Origin of the sequence: Bacteroides mediterraneensis (genome assembly GCF_016900355.1) — a bacterium.
In the GTDB taxonomy this organism is placed as follows: Bacteria; Bacteroidota; Bacteroidia; order Bacteroidales; family Bacteroidaceae; genus Phocaeicola.
The window spans coordinates 44,021-55,389 of the sequence record NZ_JACJKA010000011.1 but is presented as its reverse complement, the minus strand read 5'-3'; the positions used below and the strand labels follow the sequence as shown (position 1 = coordinate 55,389).

12 protein-coding genes and 6 tRNA genes are annotated in these 11,369 nt (G+C 45.7%); 6 read left to right on the top strand and 12 right to left on the bottom strand.

What is annotated here, in order from left to right; genetic code table 11:
- Positions 1 to 28 precede the first annotated feature (28 nt).
- Complete coding sequence (locus tag H6A28_RS07525) at positions 29 to 1,384, top strand: sigma-54-dependent transcriptional regulator (protein ID WP_204473693.1); 1,356 nt, start codon at positions 29 to 31, stop codon at positions 1,382 to 1,384.
- Positions 1,385 to 1,683: 299 nt separating this feature from the next.
- Here the strand turns inward: H6A28_RS07525 and H6A28_RS07520 are convergent, their stop codons facing one another.
- The 3 genes from H6A28_RS07520 to H6A28_RS07510 all read right to left on the bottom strand — a co-directional run bounded on the left by H6A28_RS07520 (position 1,684) and on the right by H6A28_RS07510 (position 3,814).
- Positions 1,684 to 2,355 carry an RluA family pseudouridine synthase gene (locus H6A28_RS07520; protein WP_204473692.1) on the bottom strand — a complete coding sequence of 224 codons (672 nt, stop codon included), beginning with the start codon at positions 2,353 to 2,355 and terminating at the stop codon, positions 1,684 to 1,686.
- An 86-nt stretch (positions 2,356 to 2,441) separates the two neighbouring features.
- Positions 2,442 to 3,188 carry a 3-oxoacyl-[acyl-carrier-protein] reductase gene (gene fabG / locus H6A28_RS07515; RefSeq protein ID WP_072543560.1) on the bottom strand — a complete coding sequence of 249 codons (747 nt, stop codon included), beginning with the start codon at positions 3,186 to 3,188 and terminating at the stop codon, positions 2,442 to 2,444.
- A 29-nt stretch (positions 3,189 to 3,217) separates the two neighbouring features.
- On the bottom strand, positions 3,218 to 3,814 hold the full coding sequence (locus tag H6A28_RS07510) for a TetR/AcrR family transcriptional regulator (RefSeq protein ID WP_204473690.1): 597 nt from the start codon (positions 3,812 to 3,814) through the stop codon (positions 3,218 to 3,220).
- Positions 3,815 to 4,052: 238 nt separating this feature from the next.
- Here H6A28_RS07510 and H6A28_RS07505 point away from each other — a divergent pair.
- From H6A28_RS07505 to cysK, 3 genes are all read left to right on the top strand, one after another.
- Positions 4,053 to 4,125, top strand: a tRNA-Met gene (locus H6A28_RS07505).
- A 14-nt stretch (positions 4,126 to 4,139) separates the two neighbouring features.
- Positions 4,140 to 4,215 (top strand) — tRNA-Met (locus H6A28_RS07500).
- Between the two features lie 111 nt (positions 4,216 to 4,326).
- Positions 4,327 to 5,274 carry a cysteine synthase A gene (gene cysK / locus H6A28_RS07495; protein ID WP_204473688.1) on the top strand — a complete coding sequence of 316 codons (948 nt, stop codon included), beginning with the start codon at positions 4,327 to 4,329 and terminating at the stop codon, positions 5,272 to 5,274.
- Positions 5,275 to 5,284: 10 nt separating this feature from the next.
- Here cysK and H6A28_RS07490 read toward each other — a convergent pair whose 3' ends face one another.
- From H6A28_RS07490 to H6A28_RS07470, 5 genes are all read right to left on the bottom strand, one after another.
- The gene (locus H6A28_RS07490; RefSeq protein WP_204473686.1) at positions 5,285 to 5,929 is read right to left on the bottom strand and encodes a response regulator transcription factor; all 645 of its coding nucleotides are present in this window, start codon (positions 5,927 to 5,929) and stop codon (positions 5,285 to 5,287) included.
- Positions 5,930 to 5,981: 52 nt separating this feature from the next.
- Positions 5,982 to 6,056: transfer RNA gene (locus H6A28_RS07485), tRNA-Val, on the bottom strand.
- Positions 6,057 to 6,087: 31 nt separating this feature from the next.
- Positions 6,088 to 6,162 (bottom strand) — tRNA-Val (locus H6A28_RS07480).
- Between the two features lie 23 nt (positions 6,163 to 6,185).
- A tRNA-Val gene (locus H6A28_RS07475) sits at positions 6,186 to 6,260 on the bottom strand.
- Between the two features lie 39 nt (positions 6,261 to 6,299).
- Positions 6,300 to 6,374 (bottom strand) — tRNA-Val (locus H6A28_RS07470).
- A 205-nt stretch (positions 6,375 to 6,579) separates the two neighbouring features.
- Between H6A28_RS07470 and folP the strand changes: the two genes are divergently transcribed.
- Both folP and cdaA read left to right on the top strand, forming a co-directional pair.
- On the top strand, positions 6,580 to 7,428 hold the full coding sequence (folP, locus tag H6A28_RS07465; RefSeq protein ID WP_204479616.1) for a dihydropteroate synthase: 849 nt from the start codon (positions 6,580 to 6,582) through the stop codon (positions 7,426 to 7,428).
- A gap of 35 nt (positions 7,429 to 7,463) precedes the next feature.
- On the top strand, positions 7,464 to 8,246 hold the full coding sequence (gene cdaA, locus H6A28_RS07460) for a diadenylate cyclase CdaA (RefSeq protein WP_204479614.1): 783 nt from the start codon (positions 7,464 to 7,466) through the stop codon (positions 8,244 to 8,246).
- A gap of 2 nt (positions 8,247 to 8,248) precedes the next feature.
- On the opposite strand, the gene H6A28_RS07455 is transcribed toward cdaA, so the two are convergent.
- The 4 genes from H6A28_RS07455 to H6A28_RS07440 all read right to left on the bottom strand — a co-directional run bounded on the left by H6A28_RS07455 (position 8,249) and on the right by H6A28_RS07440 (position 11,303).
- Positions 8,249 to 9,274, bottom strand: a complete 1,026-nt coding sequence (locus H6A28_RS07455) for a GNAT family N-acetyltransferase (RefSeq protein ID WP_204479612.1) — start codon at positions 9,272 to 9,274, stop codon at positions 8,249 to 8,251.
- A complete protein-coding gene (locus H6A28_RS07450) occupies positions 9,271 to 10,161 on the bottom strand; it encodes a DUF2156 domain-containing protein (RefSeq protein ID WP_204473679.1) in 891 nt (296 codons plus the stop codon). The genes H6A28_RS07455 and H6A28_RS07450 overlap by 4 nt, the downstream gene beginning before the upstream one ends.
- Positions 10,162 to 10,276: 115 nt before the next feature.
- Entirely contained in the window at positions 10,277 to 10,972 is a 696-nt protein-coding gene (locus H6A28_RS07445) for an LrgB family protein (protein ID WP_204473678.1), read from the bottom strand.
- Positions 10,953 to 11,303 carry a CidA/LrgA family protein gene (locus tag H6A28_RS07440; RefSeq protein ID WP_072543568.1) on the bottom strand — a complete coding sequence of 117 codons (351 nt, stop codon included), beginning with the start codon at positions 11,301 to 11,303 and terminating at the stop codon, positions 10,953 to 10,955. Before H6A28_RS07440 ends, H6A28_RS07445 begins: the two co-directional genes overlap by 20 nt.
- Positions 11,304 to 11,369: the final 66 nt, after the last annotated feature.

Here is an 11,369-nt window from a genome sequence, read left to right as displayed (position 1 = left end):
CTTTGTAAAAGCAATTAAATAAAAAAATATGATTCCGTCTATTTTAATCGTTGAAGATGATTTGACCTTCTCTACCATGCTAAAAACATGGCTGGGGAAAAAAGGGTTTGAAGTGGAAACTGCGAGCACACAGGCCAAAGCACGCAAACTACTTGGTACGCGCAGTTTTGACCTGATTCTCTCCGACTTGCGTCTTCCGGACAAGGACGGAATGAGCCTGCTGTCCTGGCTGCGGGAACAGCAGAATGAGGTGCCTTTTATCATCATGACCAGCTATGCAGAGATACAGAGTGCCGTACGGGCCATGAAAGAAGGAGCCACGGACTATATCTCCAAACCGATACAGCCCGATGAACTGCTGAAGAAAATCAAGGAGGCCATCCAGCCAGGACCCACAGAGGCAGCGACGGAAAAGAAGAAAAACGCTTCGCAGACGACGCACAGTTTTCTGGAAGGAGAGAGCGAAGAGGCACGAAAGCTGTACAATTATGTCAGCCTGGTAGCGCCTACCCAAATGTCCGTACTCATCAACGGTGCCAGCGGAACTGGCAAAGAGTATGTGGCTCACCGCATCCACCAACTCAGCAAACGGGCAGACAAACCTTTCATTGCCATCGATTGCGGTTCCATTCCAAAGGACTTGGCTGCTTCTGAATTCTTCGGTCACGTAAAGGGTTCGTTTACAGGAGCCCTAAGTGACAAGGTCGGTGCCTTTGAGGAAGCCAACGGAGGCACGTTGTTCTTGGATGAAATCGGTAACCTGAGCTACGAGGTACAGGTACAACTGCTGCGTGCCCTACAGGAACGGCGTATCCGCCGCATCGGTTCTACCAAAGAAATAGAAGTGGACGTCCGTCTGATCAGCGCTACCAACGAGAATCTGAAGGAAGCCATTGCTAAAGGAAACTTCCGAGAAGATTTATACCATCGCATCAACGAATTTACTTTACAGATGCCAGCCTTGAAAGACCGGCCGGAAGACATTCTGCTGTTTGCCAACTTTTTCCTGGACCAGGCGAATCGGGAACTGGACCGCTCCCTTATCGGCTTCGATGCAGAAGCCAGTGAAGCTCTGCAAAAATACTCTTGGCCTGGTAATCTGCGCCAGTTGAAAAACGTGGTCAAACGGGCTACCTTACTGGCTCAGGGAGAATTCATCACGGCGAAGGACTTGGGAGAGGAAATTCACGAAAGAAAATTGACTGAAGATGACAGAGTGAAACCTGAAGAATCGTTCATGCTCCACGATGAAGAGACCGAGAAACACCGGATATTAAAAGCCCTCCAACAGACCGGCAATAACAAAAGCAAAGCCGCTGCCTTGCTGGGCATTGACCGGAAAACACTCTACAACAAACTGAAATTGTATCAGATTCCACAATAAACGTGTGGAATTTTTCCACACGTTCCACACTTATTCCACAGCGTTTCACTCACAGACCCCCTCCAGAAGGCTTCTGAACGTTTGGCACGAGTTTTGTCCTATAAATTATAGATAAACAAAACAATGAACAACCCAAACAAACTAGGCTAAACCCAACCCCATAGAATAAAGTTCTGAGATTGTTTACCTCAATTTAATTGAATTCTCAATTATTTTACAATCTCATGATAAAATGAAGATGCCTATGTGTTAACAAGAAGGAGACGCTGTGAAGCGTCTCCTTCTTATCTTTTTATAATTTACAACATGCCAAATCCTTTCCACAAATTTCCTTCAGGAAGAGGAGCAATCAAATCAATGGGTTCCTTGGATACGGGATGGATAAAACGTACCCTGCGGGAATGCAGACAGATGCTGCCATCCGGATTGGAGCGCGGAAAACCATACTTCAAATCTCCTTTGATAGGGCACCCCATCTTGGCCAGCTGGCAACGTATCTGATGATGACGTCCGGTCTTCAAATCAACTTCCAGCAGATAATAATTGTCTGAACGGCCTATCAGACGATAATGAAGTACTGCTTTCTTGGAGTTCTTGACTTCCTTATCGTAGGCATACGACTTGTTCTGCTTCTCGTTTCTGACCAGATAGTGCACCAGTTCTCCTTCGGTTTCCTTAGGCGGCTGCTTTACAATGGCCCAGTAGGTCTTCTTGACCTCCCCATTGCGAAACATCTCGTTCAAACGGCTCAAGGCCTTGCTCGTCTTGGCAAATACGACCAGTCCGCTGACCGGCCGGTCCAAACGATGCGTTACCCCCAGAAACACATTGCCGGGCTTGGCGTATTTCTCCTTCAAATACTGCTTTACAGTTTCCGACAAGGGCACATCGCCCGTCTTGTCGCCCTGTACAATTTCAGAAGCAGTCTTGTTGACTACTATAATGTGATTATCTTCGTAAACTACTGTCATATACAAAAAATGAAGAACAGGAAATGAAAGAAAGCCTCTTTCTCCTATTCCCTATTCTTCACCTTATAATATTATTATGGTTTGTATTACATGTTCATACCACCGTCAACCTGGATAACCTGTCCTGAAACGTATGAAGACATGTCAGAAGCCAGGAACAAGGCGATGTTGGCTACATCTTCCGGTGTACCGCCACGACGCAAAGGAATACGTTTGTTCCATTCAGCCTTCACTTCGTCAGACAGTTTCGCAGTCATGTCAGTGATGATGAAGCCCGGAGCGATGGCATTGGCACGGATACCGCGTGAACCCAATTCCTGTGCGATAGATTTAGCCAGACCAATCAGACCTGCCTTGGAAGCAGAATAGTTGCACTGTCCAGCATTACCGTGTACACCTACTACAGAAGCCATGTTGATGATGTTACCGTGTTTCTGACGCATCATGATCGGAGTGCAAGCGTGGATGAAGTTGAATGCAGACTTCAAGTTCACAGTCAACACGGCATCCCACTGTGATTCGCTCATACGCATCATCAGACCGTCTTTTGTGATACCTGCATTGTTTACCAGGATATCGATAGAACCGAAATCATTGTGAATCTGTTCTACAACCTTTGCTGTATCTTCAAAGCTGGCTGCATTAGAAGCATATCCTTTTACTTTTACGCCATAAGCAGCGATTTCTTTTTCTGTATTCTGACCGTTTTCATCGATAACCAAGTCTGTGAACGCAATATTTGCTCCTTCCGCAGCAAACTTCAATGCAATAGCTTTACCGATACCACGTGCAGCACCAGTAATAATGGCTGTCTTTCCAGTTAATAATCCCATTTTCTTTATTTTTTAATTAAACGATATGATTATTTTTCTTTCTCTTTACACCCCAATGCGCCAAATACAATTTTCGACACATAACGCCATCCGGTTTCATCATCCAGTTCCTCACCAATCTGTCCGCGGATGTAGGGCACTTCAATACCTTTTATGCAATAATGCAAGATGTCGGCCGTAATCTCCACATTGTCGATGTCGAATAGTCCTTGTTCCTTACCTTCCTGCAGGATACGGCGAAACAAAGTCACTTCTTTCCGGTCAAATTCCTTGCGCATCGCTTCCACTCGCCAGATATCCCGGAAGAAATCAGCCCTCAACGTACCGTTACGATACACCACCATCTTGATGGCATTCAAGTGCGTCATAATCAGTTCCATGATCTTCTTATCCGGCGACACCGGTTTTCCAGCCGCTTTTTCCAGCTGGTCGGAAAGCATTTCCAGTTCAGACTCCACTACCGCCATGTAGATTTGTTCCTTACTTTTAAAGTAAGTATAAAGTGTACGCCGTCCTTTTTTCGAAGCCTGGGCAATGTCATTCATTGTCGTATCTTCCACTCCCTTCTTCGCAAAAAGCTGCCGGGCCACATCTACCAGTTTAGCTCTCGTCTTTAATACTGTCATCTTTCGTTATTGCACAACTCATAAAAAACTGAGCAAAAGTACTGTTTTTCTTGATACTACACAAATATAAGGTCTCAAATTCATTGGAAAAGCCTTCTTATCTCCATTTCTCCCCATATTTACCCTTCCCTACTGAAGGATTATTTTAAATTAATATAAAATCCTCATATTTCTTTCATAAATATTTGCTTTTCTAAAAACAAGTCCGTACCTTTGCACCGCAATTAAGAAATAACATCGCGGAGTGGAGCAGTTGGTAGCTCGTTGGGCTCATAACCCAAAGGTCGTCTGTTCGAGTCAGGCCTCCGCAACTACAAGCGAATATCGCGGAGTGGAGCAGTTGGTAGCTCGTTGGGCTCATAACCCAAAGGTCGTCTGTTCGAGTCAGGCCTCCGCAACCAATAGAGAAACCCAAAAGGTTTCTCTTTTTTATGCCTCAATATACCCTAAAAAGGGTATTTCCACTTCCTAAAGTTCCCCCTATCTTTGCCCCAAACAAAAAAAGAATAACTATGGAACGAATCAAGAAACAACTTACAGAACTGATTGGGCATACCCCCCTACTGGAACTTTCCCGTTTAGGAAAGGCACATCAGGCACAAGCACGCATCATTGCCAAACTGGAATATTTCAACCCGGGAGGCAGCGTAAAAGACCGTATCGCACTGGCCATGATTGAAGATGCCGAAGAAAGAGGCATCCTGAAACCAGGGGCTGTCATCATTGAACCGACCAGCGGAAACACGGGCGTCGGACTGGCTTGGGTAGCAGGTGTAAAAGGCTATAAAACCATTCTGACCATGCCCGAGACCATGAGTGTGGAACGGCAAAACCTGTTGAAGGCCATGGGAGCTAAACTCGTACTGACTCCAGGCAGCAAAGGCATGCGCGGAGCCATCGAGAAAGCCAATGAATTGCGTGACAATACGCCCGGAGCCGTCATCCTCCAACAATTTGAGAACCCAGCAAATCCTCGTACCCATATAGCAACTACCGCCCAAGAAATTTGGGAAGATACCGATGGAAAAGTCGATGTATTCATTGCAGGAGTAGGTACAGGAGGGACTGTCAGCGGAGTAGGTGAAGGCTTGAAGCAACATAATCCGCACATTGAAATCATCGCCGTAGAACCGGATTCGTCGGCCGTACTCTCTGGCGACAAACCGGGTATGCACAAGATACAAGGTATCGGAGCCGGATTTATTCCCAAAACCTATAACCCAAAAGTGGTGGACAGAGTAATCCGTGTAGCTGACGATGACGCCATCCGCACAGGCCGTGAACTTTCTCTAAAAGAAGGATTACTGACAGGAATTTCTGCAGGCGCAGCTACCTTTGCAGCCCTACAGGTAGCCTCACAACCGGAATATGCCGGAAAAAATATCGTGGTATTGCTACCGGATACTGGCGAACGCTATCTATCCACCGCCCTGTATGCTTTTGAAGAATATCCTCTTTAAGAAGCAGACATCAGATACAATATTCCACTGGATTCACAATGCCCGCACGAAGCGCATACCGAATCGCTTCGTGCGCATTGTTTACCTGCAACTTACGAAAAATGTTTTTCCGATGAGTGGCCACGGTATAGGCACTCAGAAAACGCTCTGCGGCAATCTCCTTCGTACTCTTCCCCAAAGCCATGGCACGCAGCACCTCTTTTTCCGTCTGCGTCAGCGGAAGAATTCTATCCGCCTCTTTCTTCCCATCTCCATCCAACAAATCCAACGCTTTTCGACAAACGAACTGACGACCACTACACACATTTTCCCAACATTGCTTGATTTCTTCCCATGCCGCATCCTTCATCAAAACATGAAACATCGGTCCAGCCCACAACATTCTCTGCACAAAAGCTGTCCCAAGCTGGTCACTGAACAAAATAAAATTTGCTTTCGGAAAACGCTCATGCAACACCAACAGTTGCTCTGCCGTACAATCAAACAGCGTATAATCCAACACCACACAAGCTTCCGGAAACGCCTTCAGTGTTTCAGCCAAATGCCTCCAGTCACTCACCTCCACATTTTTACATATCGGCAACAACTCAGAAGCAATAGCTTTCATACCGTAACGGGTGATAGTCTGATTATCGGCTAAAATCAATGTTTGCATATAGGAAGAGGAGTTAAAAAAAGAAAGCTCCGCAGTGCTGCGAAGCTTGAAGTGGGCGTTGACGGATTCGAACCGCCGACCCTCTGCTTGTAAGGCAGATGCTCTGAACCAGCTGAGCTAAACGCCCAATAAAGGGAAAGTTGACAATTAATTCGGTGTGGGCGTTGACGGATTCGAACCGCCGACCCTCTGCTTGTAAGGCAGATGCTCTGAACCAGCTGAGCTAAACGCCCGATTAATTTTTCTTTTTGGGAGGTGGGCGTTGACGGATTCGAACCGCCGACCCTCTGCTTGTAAGGCAGATGCTCTGAACCAGCTGAGCTAAACGCCCCAAAAAGAAGAAGCAATGATTTACGAGAAATTCGTTGAGTGGGCGTTGACGGATTCGAACCGCCGACCCTCTGCTTGTAAGGCAGATGCTCTGAACCAGCTGAGCTAAACGCCCGAGAGTCTCGTTCTCAATTGCGGTTGCAAAGGTACAACTAAATTTGTAACCTGCAAACTTTTGGTTCATTTTTTTGCCCAAAAGTGAAAAAAGAAGAGATAAAAAGGCCGAAAAATCCATCTTGAAAAGAAAATTCGCCAGAAAGAACTGAAACAAATTGAATTATTGTACGTACCTTTGCGAGGTAGAAACGGACAGAAAATTCATGGAAGAAACATTCGCAAAATACATCAATGTAAAAGGAGAACTGCTGGATTTATCACAACCGAAGGTGATGGGAATCCTCAATCTCACTCCGGATTCTTTTTATGTAGACAGCCGCAAGCAAACCGAAAAAGATATCATCTGCCGGGTTCACCAGATTCTGGAAGAAGGAGGAACTTTCATCGACATGGGAGCTTACTCATCACGACCGGATGCGGAAGACGTATCACCGGAAGAAGAGATGAGACGGCTACGGCAGGGACTGGAAATTGTACAGCGGGAATGCCCCGAAGCTTTGGTTTCCGTTGATACCTTTCGGGCGGATGTAGCCAAGATGTGTGTGGAAGAATATGGAGCTGCCCTGGTCAACGACATTTCTGCAGGCGACCTGGATGCCCACATGTTTCCCACTATCGCCCAGCTGAAAGTGCCTTACATCCTGATGCACATGCAGGGGAATCCGCAAACCATGCAACTCAATCCGCATTATGACAATCCGGTAAAAGAGGTTATCCGTTATTTTGCCGAGAAAATAGAAAAGCTTCGGACATTAGGAGTAAAAGACCTGATACTTGATCCGGGATTCGGCTTTGGGAAAACCCTGAAACACAATTACGAGATATTGGATAAACTGGAAGAATTCCAGCTCTTCCAACTGCCTGTTTTAGTAGGAGTATCCCGAAAATCCATGATCTACAAGCTATTGAATGAGACTCCTGAAGAGGCACTCAACGGTACAACAGCCGTACATGCCATTGCCTTGATGAAAGGAGCCAAAATACTCAGGGTACACGATGTAAAAGCGGCCGTAGAAACCGTTCGCATTTTCAATGCCCTGAAAGACCGATAACGCCAAAACCTACTTATTCCAAACACTTTACGACTATGCCTTTCAATATCTACATACTTAGTTTCAAAGATATTCTCGATATCCTGCTGGTAGCTTTCCTGCTGTATAAGACCTACAAGCTGATGAAATCATCGGGGTCTATCAATATCTTTATTGGCATTTTGGTATTCATCATCATCTGGGTAATTGTGTCACAAGTGCTCCAGATGCGATTATTAGGCTCCATCTTTGACAAACTGGTCAGCGTGGGTGTCATTGCCCTCATCGTACTGTTTCAGGATGAGATACGTCACTTCCTGCTCAGCCTCGGATCCAGACACCGCAGCAACAGCCTGTTCCGATTTTTGAAAGGCAACAAGAAAAATGAAACGGACCGAGAAGACATCATGCCCATCGTCATGGCCTGCCTGAACATGAGCAAAGGAAAAGTAGGGGCCTTGATTGTCATTGAGAAAGATTTTCCGTTGGACGATATCGTACGTACAGGTGATGTGATTGATGCGAACATCAACCAACGGCTAATAGAAAACATCTTCTTCAAGAACAGTCCGCTTCACGACGGAGCCATGGTGATCAGCCACAAACGGATAAAAGCTGCCGGATGTATTCTTCCGGTTTCACACAACCTGGAGATTCCCAAAGAACTAGGGTTACGTCATCGGGCTGCCTTGGGGGTCTCACAGGAAACGGATGCCATGGCCATCATCGTATCGGAAGAAACCGGAGGCATCTCCATTGCCTACCACGGACAATTCCACCTGAAACTGACGGCCGAAGAACTGGAACGAATGCTGACTTCCGACAGTAGTAACCAATAATTTTAATTCAACATCAGGTTCATATAGGGATACTTCCCTTCAAACAACAGACGGGTCAGCTCCTCGATGGAAACCACTTGATAAGCTTTATCCTCCTGCTTTCCGCTGGAATAGTGTCCTCCTTCCAAATTGTACCAGCCGTTATTCTCCGGAATAGCCTCATCTCCTTCTACCTTTATATAAAGATTCCCGCGATAGGTTCCCGCCAATAAACGCAGCATCGCTTCTACATGGATAATCCGTGCCATACCCAACTCATAGAAGATTTCTCCCTCCTGTCCCAAGCATTCAGCTTGAGCCACCTGATAATGTGACAACAGAAACTTCACCAAAGCCCATGCCACTTGCTCCTCTGCACTAATCAGTTCGGTAACCTTCAACGTATCCCCATCCGGGAAACAGAAACAAAGTCCTTTCAGTATATCTCCCTGAAAGGCGCCCCACAACGAACCGCCGCTCAACCGCAAATCGGTTAATATGATGTGGAAATCCTCCCAGTCATGCTGTATATAGGCTTCCTGAGAAGACTGAAAATGATTAAAAAAGAGGAACGCATCACTGCACAGAGTACTTCCTGGGACGATTTCAACAATTCTCAACAATTTTGAAAAGTTATCAACAGGTAAAGAAGAGTCTGTTAATAACTTTTTCCCCTGTGAAAAGCAATTCGCATATCCGGAACGGGCATAATACCCCTTTAACCATTCCTCTGCCGGAATCAAAGTGGAAAACATTACCCCTTCCCGAAACATCCGACGATGGGCTTTCGCCAATAGCTGACGCATCACGCCTTTATTCCGATAAGCCGGATCGGTACAAGCCCCAGAAATATAAGCTACCGGAATCTCCATCCCTTCATACGTCAAGGAATACGGGATACGCTGTAAAGCGGCAATGACCCGACCGTCTGCTTCCGCATAACTGTTCAGGTCATCGGTATACCGCCTTTGAAAATAAAAATCAATGAATTCGTCCGAATCATGGAAACACTGTTTCCAAAGGACTTTGACTTGTTCCTTTATTGTCATTTCAATTCTGCCACGTACTTTTCAAGAAGAATCTCCGGATGATAAGACAGTTTCGCCCTACGAAGTCCTTCCAAACCTAAATCTTCTTCCCGATTGATATAAATATACTGCTCAGGAATATGGTTGGCAAACTCATAGTTAATCATGGCGTACGCTCCTTCAATATCCGTATCAGCCTTTTCCACACACGTATCAAAGGTTTCCTGGTTGATAGGAGCTCCAAAGGTGAAAGCCACAATCTTGCCACCGACATAAAGCACCCCTCCCTGGATGTCCAGTTGCTCCATGTGCTCCAATGCTGCCGTCATGGAACGACGTTCATCTTGCAAAGCTTGGTTTTCGGCGCAATCATTGGCCTTGCACCATTCTGTTTCCAACTGTAGACATTCCGAAATCAGTTCCGGAGTCAGCAGCTTGTACTCGTAATCCGGATAAGCCGCTTTGAACTTATTGATATGATTCCGTTTGGGCTGAAATTTCTTTCCACGCAAGGTAGCCAAATCTGTCCGCAAATACACATAATCAAAATAGTCACGGTCGGCTTCGAAATCAAACTGAAAGGGGAAAGCCGATTCCAGTTCTGCCCGCATTCCGACGCATACGCCCAACAAACGGAAAGGCGCTCCCAAACTCCGCGCATCCTCCATCAGTTCCTCCAGTATGGAGTGGAGGTTACCCTCTCCCACCGGCATCATGTAGGCTAATTGATTGTCGGCATAAAAACGAAACAACAAGAAGCCGTCTTTCTCCGCAATCTCTGTGCGATACAAGAAGCGCCAACTGTACAAATTAGAAAATGACAGGTCACAATTACGACGCCAACTGCGTAACGTATATTTCTGAACCCTGTCTTTGTCGTCTAGTTCAATAGGTTTAAATGTAATCATAACAAATTTGGTTCCTTGATTGAATGACAAATATAGCGCATTCTCCTATAAAAACCAATTCACTGGTTACTGGCTTTATGCCCTGTTTGGACAATATGACATCCCGTAACAACCTTTAATACAATCCCAACAAATGCAGAATAGTCGGTGAAAGCAAGGCCGTAAGGATTCCGTTCAATGTCAGTCCCAAGCTGGCATATGCACCGTACTTGCCACTGACTTCCATGGCACGTGAAGTACCTACCGCATGGCTGGCCGTACCCATGGACAAACCTTGTGCAATCGGACTGGCCACACGTCCTACCTGCAACAATTTAAATCCGCAGATTGCGCCAAACAATCCCACTACAATCACTACGGCTGCCGTCAGAGAAGGAATTCCTCCTACCGCATTCGATACTTCCATAGCAATCGGGGTCGTTACAGATTTCGGAGCCAACGACATAATGACTTCAGGCGAAGCCCCCATCAGCTTGGCAATAATGGTGACAGACACCAGTCCCACTACGCAACCTGCCAGCTGAGAGACCAAAATCGGCATCAGCTGTTTCTTAATCATACGCAATTGCAAATACAAAGGAACTCCCAAGGCAACCACCGCCGGTTTCAGCCAGAATTCCACCAAACTACCTGCCTCCGAATAAGTTTTATAAGAAACACCTGTACACTCCAAGAAGCAAATCAACAAGGCAATCGCTACCAAAATGGGGTTTAACAACACCCAACCTGTCTTTTTCTGCAATAACTTTGAAATAAAATAAAAGCCAAACGTGATGGCCAGCAGAAAGAATTTATTTTCGAAAAAACCCATACTTACGAACCAATTGATGAACCCAACCTGTAACTACTAACACTAATACCGTACTAACCAACGTAGCAATCACAATTGGCCAGAACTGAGCTGTAATGATGTCGAAATAAAGCATCAATGCCACCCCCGACGGCACGAAAAAGAAACCAAGATTGGCAACCAAGAAGTTAGTCAAGCCTTGCACCCACTCCAGCTTTATCCAACCCAGCTGAAGGAACAGAGTCAGCAACAGCATACCGATAATACTTGAAGGCAATTTCACACCTGTCAAGTACACAATCAGTTCACCCAATGCCAGACATCCAAAAAGAATAGAACACTGTCGAATCATTTTACCTTAAATTTAATTTATTGAAAACCGGCGCAAATTTACATAATCAGGAAAGCCGATATACCT

Bases quoted from the DNA above. Each gene is read 5' to 3' on its own strand.
- H6A28_RS07525 (WP_204473693.1), top strand. From the start codon at position 29: ATGATTCCGTCTATTTTAATCGTTGAAGATGATTTGACCTTCTCTACC.
- H6A28_RS07520 (WP_204473692.1), bottom strand. From the start codon at position 2,355: ATGACAGTAGTTTACGAAGATAATCACATTATAGTAGTCAACAAGACT.
- fabG (WP_072543560.1), bottom strand. From the start codon at position 3,188: ATGGGATTATTAACTGGAAAGACAGCCATTATTACTGGTGCTGCACGT.
- H6A28_RS07510 (WP_204473690.1), bottom strand. From the start codon at position 3,814: ATGACAGTATTAAAGACGAGAGCTAAACTGGTAGATGTGGCCCGGCAG.
- cysK (WP_204473688.1), top strand. From the start codon at position 4,327: ATGGAACGAATCAAGAAACAACTTACAGAACTGATTGGGCATACCCCC.
- H6A28_RS07490 (WP_204473686.1), bottom strand. From the start codon at position 5,929: ATGCAAACATTGATTTTAGCCGATAATCAGACTATCACCCGTTACGGT.
- folP (WP_204479616.1), top strand. From the start codon at position 6,580: ATGGAAGAAACATTCGCAAAATACATCAATGTAAAAGGAGAACTGCTG.
- cdaA (WP_204479614.1), top strand. From the start codon at position 7,464: ATGCCTTTCAATATCTACATACTTAGTTTCAAAGATATTCTCGATATC.
- H6A28_RS07455 (WP_204479612.1), bottom strand. From the start codon at position 9,274: ATGACAATAAAGGAACAAGTCAAAGTCCTTTGGAAACAGTGTTTCCAT.
- H6A28_RS07450 (WP_204473679.1), bottom strand. From the start codon at position 10,161: ATGATTACATTTAAACCTATTGAACTAGACGACAAAGACAGGGTTCAG.
- H6A28_RS07445 (WP_204473678.1), bottom strand. From the start codon at position 10,972: ATGGGTTTTTTCGAAAATAAATTCTTTCTGCTGGCCATCACGTTTGGC.
- H6A28_RS07440 (WP_072543568.1), bottom strand. From the start codon at position 11,303: ATGATTCGACAGTGTTCTATTCTTTTTGGATGTCTGGCATTGGGTGAA.